At 40.0% G+C, this 20,182-nt stretch carries 20 protein-coding genes; 2 read left to right on the top strand and 18 right to left on the bottom strand.

Annotation, left to right across the window (positions count from 1 at the left end):
* Window positions 1–28: 28 nt before the first annotated feature.
* Window positions 29–499 (bottom strand): hypothetical protein, encoded by a 471-nt coding sequence (locus G610_RS22575; protein WP_081667143.1) that lies wholly within the window; start codon window positions 497–499, stop codon window positions 29–31.
* Complete coding sequence (locus G610_RS0102200) at window positions 492–2,204, bottom strand: hypothetical protein (protein WP_026523475.1); 1,713 nt, start codon at window positions 2,202–2,204, stop codon at window positions 492–494. The genes G610_RS22575 and G610_RS0102200 overlap by 8 nt, the downstream gene beginning before the upstream one ends.
* 291 nt (window positions 2,205–2,495) lie before the next feature.
* Between G610_RS0102200 and G610_RS21920 the strand changes: the two genes are divergently transcribed.
* Window positions 2,496–3,695, top strand: a complete 1,200-nt coding sequence (locus G610_RS21920) for an alpha/beta hydrolase (protein ID WP_026523474.1) — start codon at window positions 2,496–2,498, stop codon at window positions 3,693–3,695.
* On the opposite strand, the gene G610_RS0102190 is transcribed toward G610_RS21920, so the two are convergent.
* The 12 genes from G610_RS0102190 to G610_RS21915 form a co-directional block, all read right to left on the bottom strand.
* A complete protein-coding gene (locus tag G610_RS0102190) occupies window positions 3,692–4,954 on the bottom strand; it encodes an MFS transporter (protein ID WP_026523473.1) in 1,263 nt (420 codons plus the stop codon). The two genes, G610_RS21920 and G610_RS0102190, sit on opposite strands and share 4 nt — an antisense overlap.
* A gap of 416 nt (window positions 4,955–5,370) precedes the next feature.
* The gene (locus G610_RS0102185) at window positions 5,371–6,600 is read right to left on the bottom strand and encodes a hypothetical protein (protein ID WP_026523472.1); all 1,230 of its coding nucleotides are present in this window, start codon (window positions 6,598–6,600) and stop codon (window positions 5,371–5,373) included.
* 81 nt (window positions 6,601–6,681) lie between these two features.
* Window positions 6,682–7,146 carry an RNA polymerase sigma factor gene (locus tag G610_RS0102180; RefSeq protein ID WP_026523471.1) on the bottom strand — a complete coding sequence of 155 codons (465 nt, stop codon included), beginning with the start codon at window positions 7,144–7,146 and terminating at the stop codon, window positions 6,682–6,684.
* A gap of 188 nt (window positions 7,147–7,334) precedes the next feature.
* On the bottom strand, window positions 7,335–7,823 hold the full coding sequence (locus G610_RS0102175) for a GNAT family N-acetyltransferase (protein WP_196809795.1): 489 nt from the start codon (window positions 7,821–7,823) through the stop codon (window positions 7,335–7,337).
* Window positions 7,824–7,856: 33 nt separating this feature from the next.
* Complete coding sequence (locus G610_RS0102170; protein ID WP_026523469.1) at window positions 7,857–9,578, bottom strand: SPOR domain-containing protein; 1,722 nt, start codon at window positions 9,576–9,578, stop codon at window positions 7,857–7,859.
* 397 nt (window positions 9,579–9,975) lie between these two features.
* Window positions 9,976–10,176, bottom strand: a complete 201-nt coding sequence (locus G610_RS0102160) for an acetolactate decarboxylase (protein WP_026523468.1) — start codon at window positions 10,174–10,176, stop codon at window positions 9,976–9,978.
* A gap of 176 nt (window positions 10,177–10,352) precedes the next feature.
* Window positions 10,353–11,279, bottom strand: coding sequence for a CPBP family intramembrane glutamic endopeptidase (locus tag G610_RS23290; RefSeq protein ID WP_196809794.1), 927 nt, complete (start codon window positions 11,277–11,279; stop codon window positions 10,353–10,355).
* A 194-nt stretch (window positions 11,280–11,473) separates the two neighbouring features.
* The gene (locus G610_RS22910) at window positions 11,474–11,788 is read right to left on the bottom strand and encodes a hypothetical protein (RefSeq protein ID WP_155830935.1); all 315 of its coding nucleotides are present in this window, start codon (window positions 11,786–11,788) and stop codon (window positions 11,474–11,476) included.
* Window positions 11,769–12,059 carry a nucleotidyltransferase domain-containing protein gene (locus G610_RS0102150; protein WP_026523466.1) on the bottom strand — a complete coding sequence of 97 codons (291 nt, stop codon included), beginning with the start codon at window positions 12,057–12,059 and terminating at the stop codon, window positions 11,769–11,771. The genes G610_RS22910 and G610_RS0102150 overlap by 20 nt, the downstream gene beginning before the upstream one ends.
* A 164-nt stretch (window positions 12,060–12,223) precedes the next feature.
* Window positions 12,224–12,478 (bottom strand): hypothetical protein, encoded by a 255-nt coding sequence (locus G610_RS0102145; RefSeq protein ID WP_026523465.1) that lies wholly within the window; start codon window positions 12,476–12,478, stop codon window positions 12,224–12,226.
* A 380-nt stretch (window positions 12,479–12,858) separates the two neighbouring features.
* Entirely contained in the window at window positions 12,859–13,788 is a 930-nt protein-coding gene (locus G610_RS0102140; RefSeq protein WP_026523464.1) for an Ig-like domain-containing protein, read from the bottom strand.
* A 33-nt stretch (window positions 13,789–13,821) separates the two neighbouring features.
* A complete protein-coding gene (locus tag G610_RS21915; RefSeq protein ID WP_026523463.1) occupies window positions 13,822–14,772 on the bottom strand; it encodes an Ig-like domain-containing protein in 951 nt (316 codons plus the stop codon).
* Window positions 14,773–14,936: 164 nt separating this feature from the next.
* On the opposite strand from G610_RS21915, the gene G610_RS0102130 reads away from it, so the two are divergent.
* Window positions 14,937–15,278 carry a helix-turn-helix domain-containing protein gene (locus G610_RS0102130; RefSeq protein WP_022760911.1) on the top strand — a complete coding sequence of 114 codons (342 nt, stop codon included), beginning with the start codon at window positions 14,937–14,939 and terminating at the stop codon, window positions 15,276–15,278.
* Window positions 15,279–15,695: 417 nt separating this feature from the next.
* Here G610_RS0102130 and G610_RS0102120 read toward each other — a convergent pair whose 3' ends face one another.
* From G610_RS0102120 to G610_RS0102105, 4 genes are all read right to left on the bottom strand, one after another.
* The gene (locus tag G610_RS0102120) at window positions 15,696–16,004 is read right to left on the bottom strand and encodes a hypothetical protein (protein ID WP_026523462.1); all 309 of its coding nucleotides are present in this window, start codon (window positions 16,002–16,004) and stop codon (window positions 15,696–15,698) included.
* A 4-nt stretch (window positions 16,005–16,008) separates the two neighbouring features.
* On the bottom strand, window positions 16,009–16,578 hold the full coding sequence (locus G610_RS0102115; protein WP_026523461.1) for a DUF3990 domain-containing protein: 570 nt from the start codon (window positions 16,576–16,578) through the stop codon (window positions 16,009–16,011).
* On the bottom strand, window positions 16,565–16,801 hold the full coding sequence (locus tag G610_RS0102110; RefSeq protein ID WP_026523460.1) for a hypothetical protein: 237 nt from the start codon (window positions 16,799–16,801) through the stop codon (window positions 16,565–16,567). Before G610_RS0102110 ends, G610_RS0102115 begins: the two co-directional genes overlap by 14 nt.
* Window positions 16,802–17,056: 255 nt before the next feature.
* Window positions 17,057–19,777, bottom strand: coding sequence for an Ig-like domain-containing protein (locus G610_RS0102105; RefSeq protein ID WP_026523459.1), 2,721 nt, complete (start codon window positions 19,775–19,777; stop codon window positions 17,057–17,059).
* Between the last annotated feature and the right edge of the window lie 405 nt (window positions 19,778–20,182).

The raw sequence follows: 20,182 nt of genomic DNA, 5'->3' as shown, positions 1-20,182 counted from the left end.
AACACACACTCTTCGGACCCTGTCATCTTTACTCAGCGATATCGTCTTCCTGATCGCCCTGCTTAAGTGCAGTTCCCACAAGCTTAAGTAGCTCAAGAACACTGCGGAAATATACTTTCTTTTTCCTCTCAGCCCAAAGTACCTGACCCTGCCATGAAGTATTCTGTCTGAACTTCACGTGAATCAAAAAGGTCGCCTTCTCACCCCTGAATGATTTAAGAGTTCTGATAGGTTCTCTTTTTCTGATAGAATTCGGATTGTGATAATCCTTGGTCTTATCCTTTTTGCCAAATGTTCTGTAAGATGTGGTCCTCTGAGGGAAATCCCAATGATCATAAAGATCATCCATCTCCATTATAAGTTCGTATGCACTTCCAAAGCGGATAGCTTCCTCCTCATAGGGAGTCCACATCTCACCCTGAATGTCATCATTTTCAGTACTGTTTACGCAAACACATACAAGATTTTTGCCATAAATTCTAGCTTCTGAATCACTCATTTTTCTTCTTTTTTCCCCATATTATTGTAGTCAGCATCATACATGCTGCCATTACCAAAACTCTTCCATACCAATCGGCCGTAGAATCATCCGTTGCACTGTTTCTGGCTCCCGCTACTGCCTTAGCTATATCAGCGCCTCTTCTTGCACCAAGAACTTCTGCACCTGTATCGTTTGTAACCTCTGCTGAAGTATTATTTGATGCTGAAGTAGCTGCCGCAGAACCTGATGAATCACTTCCTGAATTATCACCTGACTCCTCAGATCCTGAGCTTCCCTGGTTATTATCAGGTTTCTTATCGGCTTCTTTTACTTTAAGCTTGCCAGGTACTACGGTTATATCGTAGTTACTCTCAAGGGTTCCTTCATTCATGACGTAGGTGAAATAATTGAAGCTCTCACCCACTTCCTTCTGCTGTCCGGTGAATTTGTATGTAACACCTTCACCTTCTGCAAAACCGTCACCTGAAACGGTAACCTCATGATTCTTAAGGGCTTTACCGTCATATTTCTTTTTATCGCTTGCAGACTTAAGTGTTACCTCTCTGGGATTGATGGTAAACTTACCTGCAAAATACTCAAACTGGAACTCATCTGTTACAACGGCGCCTGATGAATCTCTTACAACAGGTGCTCCCGATATATTAAGGAAATGTGTTCCTGCATCCTTAGCTGTCACAGAAGCGCTGATACCGCTTACGGTAAATGCAGCATCTCCTATGGTGAATCCTATGCTCTCATTAGGATCGCCGCTTGCTTCTATTCTGAACTCTGAGTAGCTTCTTCCATTTACAATGAATCCGCTAAGTGTCTGCTCACTTCCGGTATACTTGGTCTCTCCGCTTACACCTGTTATCGTGAGGATGTATTTAAGATCACCCTCTCTCTCAATAACTGTGAGATCGCCAAAACCAAGATCAACTTCATAATCATTCAGATCAGTGCCTTCCCAGGGTATTACCTCAAAGGTATTAAATGCATGTCCTGTGGTTATGCTGGTTGTAAATTTATAATCAGCGCCGTCACCTTCAAGCCATCCCTCTTCTACTTCAAGAGGCTCATTTCCATTCTCAAGGGGCTTACCATCATAAACCTTGGCAAGACTCTGGGATTTAAGTGTGAGCTTTGGCTTATCGGTGGGTGTACCTTGTGTGCCTTCTCCTGTGGTAGGATCTGCTGCATCATTAGTTAATGCAGGATCATCAGAAGGATTAGCATTCTCTTCAGGATTCTCTGTCGGTTCGTTCTTTGTTAATGCACCGGTGCCATCTTCAGGGCTTGCAGCATCATCGGAATTCTCATCATCTGAAGGTGTCTCACCCTCTGCCGGTTCTGCAGGTTGTGCAGGTGTTCCTTCATCATCAGGAGTCACTGTAATGTCATCCGAAGCAGGTGCTGCATCATCTGCCGGGGCACTTCCATCATCCGATGTGTTATCTCCGGCTTCCGGTTCTCCCTCATCCCCATTTGTAGCATCAGGATTCGCTATAGGCTCGCCCTCATCATCTGAAGGTGTACTGTCATCCTGTTCGCCTACCGCAGGAGCATCAGGCATCTCATCCGGATTCACATTATCTATATTCTCACCGGCCTCGGCCGTAACAACCAAAGTCGGCAGATTAAATGCAGTATTACTGCTGATCAAAGCTGCTGATAATGCTGCAGCTATTACAGCTTTTTTAATAAAAAACTTACTTCTAATCAAAATTAAAACCCTCGATACAAAAAAGACGTATTTCAACACTTTAATTTTAGCCTTTTTTGACATTAAAAGCAACTGAAAAAGGGGATTGGCTCCTTCTCTAATGAGCATCTCTAAATCCCGCGGAAACGCTCTGTTTTTTAATGCCTGTCCAAAAGCTATTTTTGTAATTATTCCCGCAATTATTGATTAGTAGCGCAGCGAAAATAATTCCATAATTTAAAAAGGCCAAAGGATGCGGCTTTGAGGCTTTATCCGACGGTATATTATATCATTTACAAATCGGAGAAATATATGAGAAGAAAAACACTATGGGGAATTATTATGATGACAGCATTACTTACTGCCTGTGGCACCACAGCAAAAAACACTGAAACAGCAGAAGTGGCAGCGGAGGAAGTCTCTGTAGCAGAATCAGCTGAAGCAGAAGAATCCACAGAAGAAACAGATAACGAGGCAGAATCAGCTGAGGCTGCAACTGAAGCTGAAGAAGCCAAGGAACCAGAAGAAAATCAGGATGAGTCTGCAGGTTCCATTGAAGACGCAATTGCACAAGAAACCTCTTATCAGGAAGAAGCCACCGAGTCTGATGAAACCGATTCTGAGGATGCAGCTGACGACGAAGGGCCAACCGCAGAAATAAGCGAGCATGTTCCGCCAAAGTACACTAACCTTCGCACTGAAGGTGCAGGTACAATCGAGCGCATTTCATACACAGCTCACGATTATGCAGGAGATGGAAGCGAGATAACAAAAGAAGCCAACGTATATCTTCCCGCAGATTACAGCGAGGATAAAAAATATAACGTTCTTTACCTTCTTCACGGAATCGGCGGCGATGAAGATGAATGGGGAATGAATAAGAATACTTCAAGAGTAAAGACAATAATGGATAACCTTGCATATTACGGTGACATTGACGGCTTCATCGTTGTAACACCTAACGGCAGAGCCGGTGCCGAATACAAAAAGGATAGCTCCATGATAGATGCCTTCTACCTTTTCGGTCAGGAGCTCAGAAACGATCTGATTCCCTATATGGAATCCCATTACAGCACCTATGCAGATTATCAGGAAGGTGGCTATGACATGGCTGCCACCAGAGCTCACAGAGCAATTGCAGGCCTCTCCATGGGCGGCATGCAGACCATCAACATCGGCCTTGATGAATGCACGGATCTCTTTGGATACTTTGGTGCTTTTTCCGCTGCTCCCACAAGTAACATCGCATCAAAGACTGCCAGCATTTTAGAAGACAGTGAATATGAGATTTACTACTTCTATAATATCTGCGGTCTTCAGGATAAGGTTGCTTATTCCAGCGCATCAGCAGCTGCTAAAACCCTTCCCGCCCTCAGCGATAAATTCACTGATGGCGAGAACTTCATGTGGCAGGAAATGTCCGGCGGACACGACTTCCACATCTGGTATCAGGGCTTTTACAATTTCGCTCAGATCGCCTTTAAGCACGATAGTGAAAACCTTGCGAATTAGGATGCTCGATTGTATATCTTTTTTACGTGTTTGCTGCTGCCACCGATTATAACGATGGCGGCAACAACACTTACCATTTCAAACACAAGCAGTACCGCTCTCTGATCCAGGTACAGTGTCATCACTCCCGCAAGGAGCTCTGCCACAAGTGAGCCTGACGTACTAAGCACCTGAAAGGCTCCGTTAAATCTTCCCTTTTTCTCATCGGGAACATAGCTCTGAGTAGCTGAAATTCTGATGGTGTAACTGGTCACACCGCCAACTCCCACTACAAAGGACATAAGCATCGCGAGTGGAATCGGAACATACAGATACAGTCCTTCAAACAGGCCGATAATTATGTACACTCCAATTGCCAGACAGTACTTGTATTTTACCGGTATCTTTTTCCTGTAATGGAACATTCCGCCCAGCGCTCTTCCTACAAAGGCAGTTCCAAACACAAGCTGAAACAAATACTCACCGTTTTGAAAATTACTCTTATAATAAGGCAGAGCGATTACGTTTGCTGCACCGCCTGCCATTGTGCTGAACAGGAAATAAAGCGCAATGGCAAGGAGTCCTTTTTCTGAAAAGAGATATTTAAAGCCCTCTTTGATATCTACGAGCATTCTTGATATCTGGCTCATGTTTTCGCCTTCGATGCTCTTTTTCTGCTTCTCGATGTACTTCTCTTCTGCGCCAATCCTGGTCTCAAGAGTAGCTGCAATTGCAAAGCACACTGAATCAAAGATCATAAGCGGTGCCATTCCAAACTTGTTATAAAGGAATGTTGCAACAGGGATCATGAACATGGACATGGTCTCAAGTACACTGGCTATGGAATAGGCCTTGGAATAATTCCCTTCAGTTATAAGAAGAGGATAAAAACTGTCATAGGCAACCATATAGATACTTGAAACTGTTCCGATTGTAAGTGAAAATAGCGCAAACAGCGGGAAACTGAACCAGCCGCTTAGCACAAATACCCCAACAATCAGATATAATGCACCCATGAAATAATCTAGTGTATATATCATCTTTTTCCTGGAAAATCTGTCCAGGATTGCGCCTGAAATAATAGGCATTATAAGCTGCGGTACAGTGTATGTCATAAGATAAATGGCATACATCATAGTGGATCCCGTGTAGTCAAGAACCATAAGGCTCATTGCAAATCCAGCCATGCTGTTACCAAACATAGACACAACGCTGCCCAGCGTTATTATCGTAAAGTCCCTTGTCCATAAGGGATTTTTAGTTTCTTTTACTTTTTCCATGATGTCCTCCTAAGTTGTCATTAAATCTTGTAAAACAAAAAATCCGCCTGCGTTACGCAGACGGATCCAATAATCTATTAATGCCGCAAATACAGAACTATTCTGCCGGCACTCAGCATATAAAGAGGCAGTACATAAGTTGAAAATATGTTACCGAAAATGCTCTAGATTGATATGATTCATCTTTCATAAGACTTCCTGTTTATGGATAACAAAACAGGCCTTACGAAATAACGTAACGCAGCTCAGCCGATATGGCTGTCAATATGCATTAGAATCAATATCAAAACTTCGTCATCTCCTTAACCTCCGCTTTTTTCAAAAACTACTATTTAGTTTTATCATCCTAACTAAATTACGTCAACTATTTTTAGCATAAGTTTTTGAAAAAATCAATTTGCAAAAACACCCTCAGTTTACAGTTCATAAAAATCAGCATTGATATACTTGGTGTCACTGGACTCTGATGCATCGGAACCGGGTCTTCCAAAAATTGAACCAAATACTCCCATTACGCCCCATGGACCGATAAAAGCAACATCCTGTGAAACCTCTGATATTACCGCTTTTTGCTGATCAGCGCAGGTTACCTTTGCACAGTCTTTTATCTTAAGTCTCTCACGGATAAGCTCTGTGGGTATATCATCACCTATGCTTACCAGAGCACAGTCCCTAAGCACCACACCTTCAGGATGATTCTCAAGCATCTCTCTGTCCAGTGATACCATTGCTCTGTCTTCAATTGCAAAGCCGTCAAGAACGACTACCTTTGCGCAGTTCACATTAAGCTGATTGAATCTCTCAAGGCAGGATCTATCGATTTTCACTGTACCGTCCACAGCTAGAGCTGAGAGTTTTTCAAGAGCGGACAGGCTGTCCTTCTTAATTGTCACATCTCCTGACACATAGATATTGTCACCTGCAGAAGAAATAAGTGCATCATCAAGATGGAAATCGTCACTGTTTACGATTCTGCATTCATCAGGTATTTCAACAATTTTTGCCTCGATGTTGATAAGCGGCAGAGCCTTTTCAAGATGGCTTTTCCTTATGTATACTTTGTCCGTGTAGAATTTCACGTTCTTTTCAGCAAGCCTGCCAAAGTCCGTTTCAGCATCAACATCAAATATGCAGGTGGATGCAAAATATCCGCTGTTCTCCGCTGCTCTCATGGGGAAATACTTATCAAGCTTATACTTGTTATCAAGCATTACATAATCATCAGGATATCCCTTGACCATGCCGTTAAGGGAAATGCTGTGCATGGGGAGTTTACCTGTGAGGCTCTTGGGACAAAGTATCACTCCGTTTATGCATATCTTCTCATACTTGTTCAATGTCTCTTCGCAGCCCGGCACGATTTTAAGAAAGCCGTTTACATTCAAAATCGTTCCTTCCTTAACCACTGTCTCAGGTCCGATCTCATATACTCCGTTGACATTCTGAACATCCTTCTGGGGTCTGTCCTCCTCATCACTTCTGATCTCATCGGCCTTGATATTAAAGGGAAGCTTACTGAGAATCTGCTTACTTCTCTCATCTACTATCACCTTGTCAGCGGATATTATGATCTCCTCATACTCCTTGTAGTTGTCTTCGTTAACTTTTCTTGTGTCACATACATCGCAGTTAATCTTAAGTCGCATACCCTAATCCCCTTTTCTTTTTATTTCAGTTCATAAATTCCTATAAACATTTCACTGCTTTTGTTTCAAACCAGTAGCGCTTTATTTTAGCAATTCTCTAAGGTGCATTTTCGCATCATGGAGCTTACTTCTGACGGTCCCTGCCGGCATCCCCAGCATCTCTCCGATCTGTCCCGAAGTAAAATCTTCAAGATATCTCAAAACAAAAACCTTGCCCTCATCCTTTGGAAGGGAGTTAATAAGCTGCATCCACTCAGTCTCCGTATATTCTCCTCGAAGGTCTCCGATATCAGGCATATCATCAAACAAATCTTCCCTCTTCTTTTTCCTTAAATCATCTATGAAAAGGTGCTTGATTGTCTGATACATCCAGGCTCTTTTCTTAAAAAAATCCATGGATTCCAAAGTCTCAAAGTGATTGATTGCCCTTAGGAACCCTTCCTGCACAAGCTCCTGGGCCTCATATCTGTCCCCTGTCATGGCGCTGCACCAGGATAATAATTCTGCATTCAGTTGTTCATATAATTCTGTTATGTCCCGGTACATTTAAGTCTCTGCTCCCCGTGCTAAGTATACCATTTAAGCGCTTCTGTACATATAACGGATGAGTCATCAAAAGTGTTGGAAATTTTTTTAATTTTTTGTGTAAAAAATGCGTACCGCCATTTATAAAGGCAATACGCATGCTTTTCTCTCGTTACATATAAACGATTTCCGCATCAAAAATGCTTCTATCATTTCAGCGACATTACATATATCTGGCAGGGATTCGCCTCATCCCACAAAAGAGGGAACATCTCGAACTCCTGAAAACCAAGGCTTATATAAAATCTGTTGGTTGCATCATAGTCATCGTAATGTCCCATCTCAACAGTTTTTACCTGCATGAAGGAATATCCCTTCTCCTGTGCAATTCGCTTTGCTTCCTTAAAAAGCTCACGGCCGATACCCTTTCTGTGATACTCTGCAAGAACTCCCATAACAGCAAGCTCAACGGTGGCATTACCTGTCTGCTTAAGGCACAAAAAGCCAACTGCCTTGCTACCCGGTTCACCATCTTTTGCAGGAATATCCTCATCTTCAGCCACAAGCATTATCTGGTCTGCACTCTCTCTAATGTACTGCTCCCTTGATTCCTCAATTCCAAACCAGTCAGGAAGTGCTTCCAAAATCTTTCTGACTACTCTTCTCTTTTCATCCTTATCTTCAAGTAAACGTACCATTATTTTTATCCCAATAATTTTATATTATAAAAACTAATCCCACCAATAACTTCCATAAAACCTGTCTATATGATCCCCTGTTATAGCCACATCGAATACACCCAAAAGCGCAGGACCGCCACTGGAATAGCTGTCAGCATCTTCCTTTGCCAGCTCGTCGTTTTTATTAAACCACTCAAGCACCGACTGACCTTTTTCATAATTTCCAAAAAAGCTCATATTACAGGAGGAATCAAAGGTCGTATCCTTATCAACGATAAGGGTCATCTCTTTTTCATCATCACCCATAAGTGAAGAAGTGCTTACACCACTGATGACAACTTTATCCTTTGAAAAATCCATAACATCATGGGAATACACTGTGTAGTAAATTCGATGCATCACCCTTTTGCCGGAAAACTTGATATATGCGCCGTCATAACCCGAGGTTTTTGCATTAACAAGAGCTGCTTCCGCGGAGGACTCCGTCTCAAATCTGTCGTAAGTCACACAGTAAAAGGGCTTCGCATTCAGATTCTCCCATTCCGGTGAGAAAACAACCGTTGCTACAGCTCCCTGATCCTCTATTTTCTGAGCAAGCTCTTTTGCTTCCTCAAGATCCTCATAAGCACCTATCCACACGCCATAAAAACCTTCGTCATAATAGTCACTTGGCAAAACATAGGCATCATAATTATAGTTGTCTGTCAGTACCTCTCTGACCTTATCTATTGTCACAAAAGGCACATCATCCTCATCTATTTTTTCGAGAACCATATGGCTTTCGCCATCTTCTAACAGAGAATTATCATATATGAAATCCAACTCTATGGTGTCATCTCCCACAAGGCTAAACATCGCCTCATACTCCATGGGCATACTGCCATTTCCCAAAACACTGTAGGTTCCGCATAGCCTGTCATCATCTATAAAATGATATTCGCCGCCTGCAAAGAACACCTCAGTGCCGGGAGTCTCCTGGTAAATCTTGAACATTCCTCTTTCACCGTATTGCACATAGTGCGGATTGTCAGAGCCTTTTTCTCTCCAGATACCAAGCATTTTTTCAGGCGGATTGCCTATGCCTGCTTCTTCACTGAACATATAGGGGAAAGCATCTTCCACCCTGTTATCATGCTCAAAAGATAGTGTCTCCTCTTTTCCGGAGAAAAATGCTCCTGTAAAATCTATGCCCTTATCCGTAAGCATCAGTCTGCAGGATTGCGGCGCACTTTGGTATTTACCCATATTTGACATAATGGAAAAGGCCAAAATATCACAGGTAAAAACATCATCATTCAGATTTTTGGCCACATCTTTATCATCAGGAATAAGCTCAGCGCCCCAGAAAGTATACGCGCCAAGATAATCGGAATTCTCATCATCTTCAGAGATCCCCACATGAGCATAGAGATTGTCAGCAAACTCATAGATATCAAGAATATAATATTCACCTTTGCTGCTTTTACAGCTGTATTTTCCGCAAAGGCGTTTAGCCAAAGAAAGCTTTACATCCGGCGCGGTACCATCAGGCTCGCCCGAATTCTCCGGCTTATCATCTGTAAAAACGTCATTCCCACCTTCAGATGCGGTCTCATCATCCGGCGAACCCTCCTGGGGCTTATCTGCCAAGGGCTCCTGCTCTGATGTATCCTCCACTACCTTTGAAGGCGCTGCGAAATCACCCTCAGTCCCTGCATTATAGGCAGACTTAGAGCATCCCGCCACAAGTATCAATGACGTCACAAGAAACGACAATAATGCTTTTCTCTTCATTAATCCCCCTACTCGAAAAATACCAGAAACTCCACCTCGATTATAACAGATATACTCTGTTAAAAGTAAAGATAAAAAATGCATTAAACCGGATATCATAAAAAACTTTAATTTTGATAGGAAGGCATAATGAACGAATTATTAAAGATTGATTTTGACAAGCAAACAATATCAGCCAGAGAACTTCATAGAAAGTTGAATATTGCTACAAGGTTTAATGACTGTTTCCCACGTATGTGTGATTCAACATGTCTTTTATGGATGCTTGTGAGTGAATATCCGGCGAAAAACTGACTAATAGGACCAGACGCGCTTTTGCTGTAGCTGATATCTCTACCTCTTCGCCGAGGTCGTTAGTTCCTTTTAAAACTCTGCCTGTATATCTGATGTTTTTACTTTACTCGACGGATTTTATCTCGCTTTCCAGATCCTCTTTAAGAGAATAGGTATCAAAAGCCGCTTCTTTTGGAAGATTTATGTGGATACTGGTAATCTTATCTACTCTGGCTGCTCCTTTGATTATACTTGCATCAAAAACATGCCCGCCTTTCGTTCTGTCCTCGGAAAGAAAATGAAGATGCCAGCCCGGTATCATCATGCTGAATTAGTTTGTCTACATTTATCACCGTCCGGCTGTACCCAAGAATTAGCGCCTGAAGTGTCGACACCTGATACATAGTATTTTCCATTTGGTATTTTTCCTCGTATGATCAGTTTTGTAGTCCTCCTATAGAGGCTACTGACTTATCATTTTTTGTTGTGTAGATATTGCTTTTAATTCCAGATTTCAGTTGGCTTTTTATTATTTTTGCTTCCCCATAGATAAACTATAATACAACTTACTATTAAAAGTGCTATAGCTACTATTGTAGCTTCAACACCAAATCCTACGTCATATGCAAAACTACCCCTGGCTGTAGATGCATCTAGTTTAAAGATTGAAACTGGCGATACGTTACCACTGTTTGGAAGTCCAAATATAATGTTCTGGGTGAAATTCCAGGCTGCGTGTGCTGCCATCGGCATCCATATTGAATCGCAATAATAAACCATAAGTGAATAGATAAGTCCAGCAAAAAGGATACTAAGAAGAGCAAGTGGAGACACTCCCGGATTAGCTGCATGCAGCAGTGAAAACAGCAGAGCATTTCCTACAACCGCTATAGCAGGATTTTTATATCCCCTTCTTAGTCTCTGATACAGAAAGCCCCTGCAAAGTAATTCTTCTGCACTGGACTGTATAAATACAACTATAAAAAGTGGTATTACCTTCGATAGATTTAATGAATCAAAAGAAATATAGATATCTTTATGCAGCAAAGCCACCATAATGCAAAATGCATTTTGGGCAAAACCAATTAAAAGACCTAAAAGCAGGTATTTCACTGTATTTCCTTTGCAAAAAGGTGTTAAAGCATTAATTATTGGTCTGTTTTTTTTGGTAAAGTAGCAATAAAGTAAAGCTATAATCCAAATTCCCGTGAAGGTGAAATATTGTTGAAATATTGTTAGAAAATCGACATTGTTATCGTTGATAATCGGTTTCATTAGAATTCCAGAGATTACGAGAACTCCCGTCTGCCCGACAAACATCATCACAATTGTCACTATAAGCGGAATAAGAAAGAAATCATTCCATTTATACTGATCCGTGTGCAGGTTCTTAAAAAAGTTTTTCTGTTCGTTGCTTCTTTCTGCCATATTAAGATCCTCTCTTCAAGTGAATCATTTCTACATATATAAATTGTAACACATAATACCGTTAAAAAATTAAATGTTTTTCCGCCTAGATAAGCGCGATTAAACTTTTAAGATTACTGTTCAGAGGTTAGCTTGAGATAAGAATACCGGTGATCTAGACTGAAATCAGCCAGACCACCGGACGCTCAGATTCCTCATCCACCATCTTTTGTACGCAGTATTCTAAAAAAGACTGGATCAAAAAGCTGGGTGAAGGAGTCTATGCGGAGGCGATAGTAGACAGATTTGCTTATACAACAACCTGGGTAGAAACAGGAAAGACAAACATGCGCAGATACTGCAGTAAACGCGAATAATCTGCCAAGTGGGGCTGAATTGCGAACCGGTGGTTCGCAATAAAAAAAACAATGGTGCTGAGCGATGCTCAGCACCGGTGCCCTTGGCACGAAATAATCAGCTTTAGCCTGATATAAAGAAAGCTCTGGGGAATTAATCATCTTTCCTGTCATAAAGAACCTCCCCATTATTTATATCGTTAATAAGAATACCAGTATAATCATTTCCTGTCTTAAAATAGAGCAAATCATAAGACTGATTAAAATCATCAAATGAATATAGTTCCTCAGCAAAACGTCTATATTCCTTTGAATTTAAACATTTATACTTGGTTTGATTACCGAATATTGCCAGGTCAATGTCAGAATCATAGGTACATCTATCTTCAATACTTGAACCAAAAAGGATTATTCTGTCGATAAAAGCACACTTTTTTTGCAGCATCAATAATATTACTGATATACTTTTGCTTTATATCAGCAACATGAATTGTTCTGTTATCTATGCGCATTTCTTTAACCTGACACATATTCATCAATCCTTCCATAGTTTTACTAATTGCTTATATTATACCATTTTTATCTGATTAAATGAGCAAAATACTTTTCTCATTTTATATAATCCGCAAAAAACTTTACATCAGCTTGAACAACTTCAAAGTCATCAGGTAAAAATGCATCTGGAATCATTTTCAAATTATGTATCATTTTAAAATACTGATCATCATTTCTGGCGGGCTGCTCTTTGTTATAATCATCATCCCTAAGTACTATTATGTGCTCTGGCATTACGATGTTTTCAGTCTTCCAATATGGCAGAGATGAAGCCTTGCATGGATCAGTAATATAGTCATTGGCATTCATATGTCGTCTCCTCAAAGTAATATGCTAAGATAATACCTTTTAAAAATCTATATCCATTTATTTGATATGTTCCCTAATTTAGCTTGGATTGATCATTTTATGATTACTTCAATTATTCTGCAAGTAAAATAATTAAGAGGGCTGGTAATCAGCCCTCTCAGAGTTTAAGCTTTCCCACTTATATGGCAGGGACTCTCCCGAGTTGAAACTTCTCCACTTATATGGCAGGAGCTCTCCCGAACGATCTTATTGTAACATTAGTAATCCATTTGTCAAAACGCATGTCTGCATGAGGTTATAAACCTCCTTTCAGACTTATTATTCTGAATTGAAATATATTATAATACGTGGGTGTGTTTGAAGCACCCACGTGCTATAATTTAATTATTATAATATGACTGAATTTCTATTGATGTGATAGACGCTCTATCATCCGCATAACACAGCTTACCATCTTTTATAATAAGTGATGGACTGTCTTCTGTATCCCAATAGCATTTTAAATCATCACCATGGTTTGCATCTGTGACGTAGATATAATTATTATTCACATTTGTAACAACAACTGCATGCCCTGCACTATCATCATCATTTCCCCAAGTATAAATAATTATATCCCCAGCTTTTAATTTTGATAGGTCTTGATGTTTTGCTATAGGAAATGACATTATACCATATAGTTCTTGCGCTATTAAGCTTGTATAAGCTGAACAAATACCTACTTTTGTACCTTCTGGATATTTCTTTTTGAGTTCAGCTAATTTGTTTTTAACTTCTGATTCTGTTAACCCTGCAGTTGCAGGATTAGTATATCCTGATGAATCATTGTTAGAATCACCTTCATCATCAGATTCTTCTTCATCTTCATCATCAATTATAGGAATTTCTTCATGTTCAGTCTCAAAGCCACATACTACGCAAACCTTACACTTTTCTCCACTCTTCCTGCTTGTGGCTTCTCTAATTATTTTCTCTTCAAATTGATGCTTATTGCAAATAACATTAACTACACACTTTAATGTCTTTTTACCAACTTTTGCTTTAACTATTGTCTTGCCAACTTTCTTAGCAGTAACAACACCTTTCTTAGAAACCTTAGCAATCTTTTTATCAACAGAAGACCACTTAACCTTATTGCTAGTTCTTTTGACTTTGAGTTTATAAGTTTTACCTACTTTAATCTCAATCTGTTTCTTATTCAGTTTTGGAGCTGCTGATACTTTCATCGGAGTCACAAAACTTATAAGCATCACAAATACTAATGCAAAGAATACACTTATAAAATTTATTCTTTTAAGACTATTCTGCATAAACTTTTCCTCTCCAATCATACATTATATGATTCAATCATGATACCTGAGAATCCATGTTGCTACTTGATACTTATTCTGGTCTGTAAACACCAAATATTTTTCCCCATTAGAATTATATATTTTAAATGTTGGATACCCTTCTTCATCCCAACATGCTACTTTGTAATCACCTTCCTTGTTAGCAACAACATATACATTATCACCATCAACTTTTGTAATCATATAATTTCTATGATAACCAGAGACATCCTGATACGTAAAATCTACACTGATTATATCACCAGCTTGTGCTGCAGATGGGTCCTCAATAACTGCTTTAGACCCTAAATCACTATCACCAAATAACATTCCCTTGGCAAAGTCAACATAATAAGCTCCTTTAGCACAGACAACCCCTTCCCAGTAAAATTCTTTTGTTTCCGGATAGTACATCTTAAGTTCTGCCAGTCTAGCCTTAATCTCTTGTTCAGTTAGTCCTTCAGTTCTAGGTACATAACCTGAAGGGTTGTATCTTATATACTCTTCACGCTTCTCATTCTGCCTAGTCAATTTTGGGATTTCTTCATGTTCAGTCTCAAAGCCACATACTTTGCATACTTTACATTTCTCACCAGCTCTCTTATATGTAGCTTTTTTAATTATCTTCTCTTCAAACTGATGGTGTCTACAAAGAACAGTGACTTTACATTTTAAGGTCTTTTTACCTACCTTAGCTTTAATTGTAGCCTTACCTGCTTTCTTTGCTGTGATAACACCATTCTTAGAAACTTTTGCAATTTTCTTATTAGAAGTTGACCACTTAACTTTACCACTTGCCCCTTTAACTTTTAGCTTACAGGTTTTCCCTATTTTTAACTCAACCTGTTTTTTGTTAAGTTTTGGTGCCGCTGATGCTTTGAGTGGTGTGAAACCAACCAGAATCATCATTGCGAGTGTAATTATAACACCCATAAAACTTGCTCTTTTGAAATTAATTCTCATAATCTTTTCTCCATTTTTGAACTTTTGTTTCAAATGTTAAGTCATGTATTATTTTTTCTAGCACAAATACTATATCGCGTTTTGTTGATTTTTCCAACAGTAAACGATTAAATTTTTATACGGAATTTCTTACGATATTATAAACATCAAGGAGGTCGCATTCTTTGCAAGACACAGATCTTTGTTTACAACAAATCGGAGAACGTATAATTGAACGTAGAAGGAAAATGGGATTGACGCAGGAAAAGCTTGCTGAAATATGCGGTGTCACCACTCAATTTGTATCTTACGCTGAATCTGGTAAACGTGCCATGAGACCGGAAAACCTATCTAAACTTGCTGAAGGTCTTGAAGTTAGTACAGATTACCTCCTCACTGGAAGTATTATTGACAAGGATCAATTATATTTGTCAAAGAAGCTCACCAGTTTAACACCTAATCAATTCCGACTTATAGAAAATATCATAGATGACTTCATTAAATTCAATAATAATGAATCAGAATAGCAAAATGGTTTTGAGCTTTCTTGGCTCAAAACCATTTTAATTATCTACACAAAATCAGATTTTGGAGTGTAACAGAACTTGCAAGAGCAACCGGAGGTGATCTTCAAACTGTCATGTACGCAGCTGGTCATGCAGACAAAAACACTACTCTACACTACATCAGAGCCGTTCAGCAGGATGCAAGACTTGACGAAATAAGGTCATGTTTTGGTTGATAAATAGGTTACGGCCACTTTACGACCACTATTTTAAAGCAATAAAAAGCCCTTAAACCCAGATAAATACTGGATTTAAGGGCGAGCTGGCAACGGGAATCGGATAATAGCCAGTTACGAAAACCCGCATGGAAAGGAGGTTTTCGGTGCTCTCTTTTATAAAAAAGACCACTTTACAGACCACTTCCAAACTAACTATCTCTCAAATCTTAGCAAGTTCTTTATTTAGACTCCTTACCTCTGAAATGTACTTTTTTATGTTTTCAGAAGTAATACTATTTCCTATAGCATTCCCAGACTCTCGTATATCTTTACCAACCTCGACCAAACTGGCCTGTGGGCTATCATGTAATGCACTGACATCTCCATCAACCATCAGCTGGTATGTGCGAGTATTCGTTATAATATCATAGCAATCAGAATAAGAGTAATCGGTAATTGCCATCATTATATCTATCATAATACTGAGTTTTTCCATAATTGCATTTTCTCTTTCTGTGAACTTGCCCATTCTCTTACTCTCCTTTCACTATTTTTGTATACTTTATTTCCCTTGAGTTAGGAATACGTTTTGTAAACATAATCCTGTGTATTTTCAATGAATCCAATAATTCTTGTTTCTTAATACAAAACTGATTTCTGTGATCAAACAATCTCAAATTTGCTCTGACAGTTGCGGCATCTGCTATTCCCATTACATAATCATTCGTATATTTGATTATCCTGCTGCTGTCATGATCCAGCATATAACCATAAATCGCATCGTATTTACATAGATCCGGTATTGTATCTTCTAATCCTACTCTGCAAAGACAAAAAGTTTCAATGAATTCATCAGAATATGTTGTATATCTTTTGATATTCATCAAACTTGGATTTATTGATATTTCATAAACAGCTCCTGAACCGACATTTCCTTTTAAAGACCACTGTTTAGCCTGTTCTTCATCAGTAGTGAAATATATTCCCTTCCCGAAATCAAGCTCATTTCTAGAATAATCTATATTAAACTTCGTTATATTCTGACACGGCGAGCCATGATATAGTTTTATCATTGAATTCTTAGATGTATCAATGAATTGCATCGTCGATTAACTCCTTTAAAATCTTATATTGACTACTTGTAGATGCATTATTATTTATATTATATAATTCAGCATATTTGCTCTCTATACCTGCATCCCTAAATATCTTAACCAGACTATCGACAGATACTTCATTTTTTTCAGAAACATATTTTATCAGCTCAGTATATGCCTCTGCATAAGACATAGTCCTAGCATTTAGATTTGTTTTCTGCCCTGCCATTGAACCACTTCTCCTTTTGCATTCTTCTAGTCTCTAACTATCTATAATTATTATATCGTATTTCATGTTTTATTGCTCCAAACATTTTCCCATAGAAAAACCAAAAAGACTATCTCAATGCAAAACATATAATTTCTTTATTGCAACAGTAAACACAACTCTATCATAAATTATAGCCCCCAAACATTCTAATCAAAAAAATGTCTAGGGGCTTTTACCTTACATAAAATCTGTACTGATGTTACTGCTTAATACTTAATCTGTTACTGTCACTTTAACTTTCTTTGCCAAACCGTTCCTTGAATATACATATACATCGCAGGTACCTGCGGCCACGCCTTTGATTTTGCCATTCTTATCAACAGTTGCCACATTTTTATTTGTAGATCTGTAACGAAACTTTGCTGCATGGCTATCAGACAGGTCTTTCTTTTTTCCTTCCTCCATTTTTACAGAGACTTTTATCTTTGAGGTTTTGCCTATACCTAACGTTATTGCCTTTGTGGAAAGCTTTAAACTCTTTGGGTTCTTAAATTTCTTGCTATCTTTTCCTGCAAAGTGAGCGGATACGGTTTTACCTATTTCCTTCCCCGAAGCATCATAAGCGGCCACATATATCTTAAAATTCTTTGTGAAATCTATCTTCTTTCCTTTTATCTTTTTGATCGTTACAGAAGTTGATTTTGTAGTTTTTACAGGCTTATTCTGGTATTTATTACCACAGTAGGTCGCAAACACTGCATATTTTGCCACACCTTCTCCCTTATCCCAGGACACTATTATCTTTCCTTTCTTCTGGGAAATCTTAAGTCCTGAATAAAAGCCTGGGGTCTCATCTATAGCAGTGTCATCTTCATAAGCAAGAACAAAGGTTGAGAATTCTCCTACGGTTATAGGAATTGTTATATTAGTTGTCTCTGCAAGTTTTTTCGCAACTCCATTATGGATATGGAAAATGAAGAACTTCCTGGTAACACCTGCAGGTGCGCGAAGATTCTCAGGTACCTCAAACTTTACCGTAAGCTGTTTTCCACCTGTTTCTGAAATTTGTCTTGCATAGTCTGATCCGATCTTAAGCCATAGTGATAGATCAAGGTACATTCCGACCTTTCCGTTTTTACTTGAACTTCCAAGCGTTTTTTCGGTAAGGGACTTATCTTCCTGAGAAACAGCGCTGTCAATATTTGTCATCTCCAGAGTGAGTGTGGCTTTTTCTCCAGACTGAACTTTTTTCTCTTCCTCATCGTTCATGAGATCTGAAGCTAGTTCTTCGTCAAGACCTTCTACCGCTGCTTTCGGTGTATTTTCTTTCTGTTCTACTACTGCTTTGATATCTTCAATGACAACTTTTATGCATACCGGAACGGAATCCGTATGACTATCGTCTCCTACTGCTTTATACCATACATGATAAGTTCCGGCGTCGGTAGCTTTGGGGATGGCTGTGGTATAAAGGTTATCAGCAGGGGATGTGGTCGCATTTTCGCCAAGAGCGTAGTACATGGTGCCGCCTTCGGCTGTGCCCGCCGTTAAAAGTTCCTGCGCTGAACCGTTATAGGTCAGCGTCTTGGCTGTCGGAGCTTTTGTAACGATTGCTGCCTGCTTCTCTGTAAAAGTATAAGTGAATGTAGTCGCTCCTGTAATCGAAGTATCTGCCGGATTTGTATCCCAAGCTCCGCCCGTGTAACCGGAAGCAGCTTTCATACCAGTAGGTACACTTGCAGGCTTCGAGCCGCTCTGTACAGGCTCCGTCTTGTCTGCCGTGCTATCATCCGACCATGTTCCGTTGACCACCTTATAGGTCACAGTGTAGGTCGGGAGTGCTGTAAAGGAATAAGTGAATGTCGTTGCTCCTGTGATGGTTGCCTCTGCCGGGTTTGTGTCCCAGGCTCCGCCTGTGTAGCCGGAAGCTGCCTTCATTCCGGTGGGCACACTGGCAGGTGTTGAGCCGCTTTGTACAGTCTCCGTCCTATCTGTCGTAGTGTCATCCGACCATGTTCCGTTGACCACTTTGTAGGTTACTTCGTAGGTCGGAGCCGTATACCCAGCAATTGACAGTTCCTGATTGCCAGATGCATTAGTTGTATCTGTTGCCTTATAACGCACATAGTAGGTTCCGGGAACGAGACCTGTGATGTCGCTTCCTGTTCCAGCAATCCAATCCGTAGCATCCGACTTATTATATTCCATGGCGGTTGTAACACCGGTGAGCTTTCCGTCATTGTTATCTGCAGTCGTGCAGTCAACTGCTGCCACTGTCGTAGGCGCATCCGGTTTTGTCTTTGCCGTGGGCGCATTCAGCGAGATCAAAGCATCAGCGGTCGGCGTTCCGGAAACAGTGATCTGCGTGTAGCTGTTACGTGTCACGGAGATTCCGTTGACAGTTGCAACGCTATAATCTGTCGGGAAATAATAGCCATCATTTGCTGTGTAAACCACGTCTGTAATTGTACCAGACAAATCTGACTGAGATGCAGCTCCGGAGTCCGTGGTCTTGGTCATGTTGTTGCCTGGCGTGATGGTCACACTATAGGCTGTAGGAGCATTATAAAAAACTTCGATTGATGAACAAGCGTAATTCTTATCCGAAACTTTCTTCGATAATGTAACACTCGATGAATTGACATTCGTAACGGTGCATGTATCACCATTAAACGTTATAGTCCCAGGAGAAACCGTAACATAGGAACTAGTAAAATTGGAAGCATAAATAGAACCTTTGTGCATTATAATCTTTGTTATAGTTATTCCTGAACTTGCACTAATTATACAACTAGCATTTTTACCGATAACAAGGAGATCATCCGCCATAATCGTAAAGCCACTTGATGATATCACTCCCGATGAAGTAGCACTTTTGGTGAGTGTTACACTCTGTTCCGTTGCATACGCCGTCAGACTCATCCCAGGCATCAACCCCAGCACCAACACTAGGGTGAGCAGGATGCCTAAAAATCTTTTCATCTTCATTCTCATAAGCTGTTTCTCCTTTTTGCTTTATTCGCAGCTGTTATGGCCGCCGCATTACGATGTTGTACAACGCAAAAAACGCCGAACCAGACAGGGCATAATCCCCCATCAAGTCCGACGGTTATCTATCATTATCATATTCTGTTTTACGCGAAAAAGAAGCGCAGCTATCTACTTGTGCTGTGCTGTGCTGTGCTGTGCTGTGCTGTGCTGTGCTGTGCTGTGCTGTGCTGTGCTGTGCTGTGCTGTGCTGTGCCAGCATAGGCCTATTTCGTCTTGCTGTCAAGTACATTTTAAAATGTACCCATAAAAATGGACACATGACCTTTCTGAAATCTCACTTTTCGGACACCATCTTTCATCCTTTTGGAAGTGGCATCCCCGTAAAGTGGACACGGTTTTTATGGAAAA

Source organism: Butyrivibrio sp. MB2005 (genome assembly GCF_000424285.1).
Classification (GTDB): domain Bacteria; phylum Bacillota; class Clostridia; order Lachnospirales; family Lachnospiraceae; genus Butyrivibrio.
The sequence above is the reverse complement of the archived record's forward strand: the minus strand, read 5'-3'. Positions and strand labels throughout refer to the sequence as shown.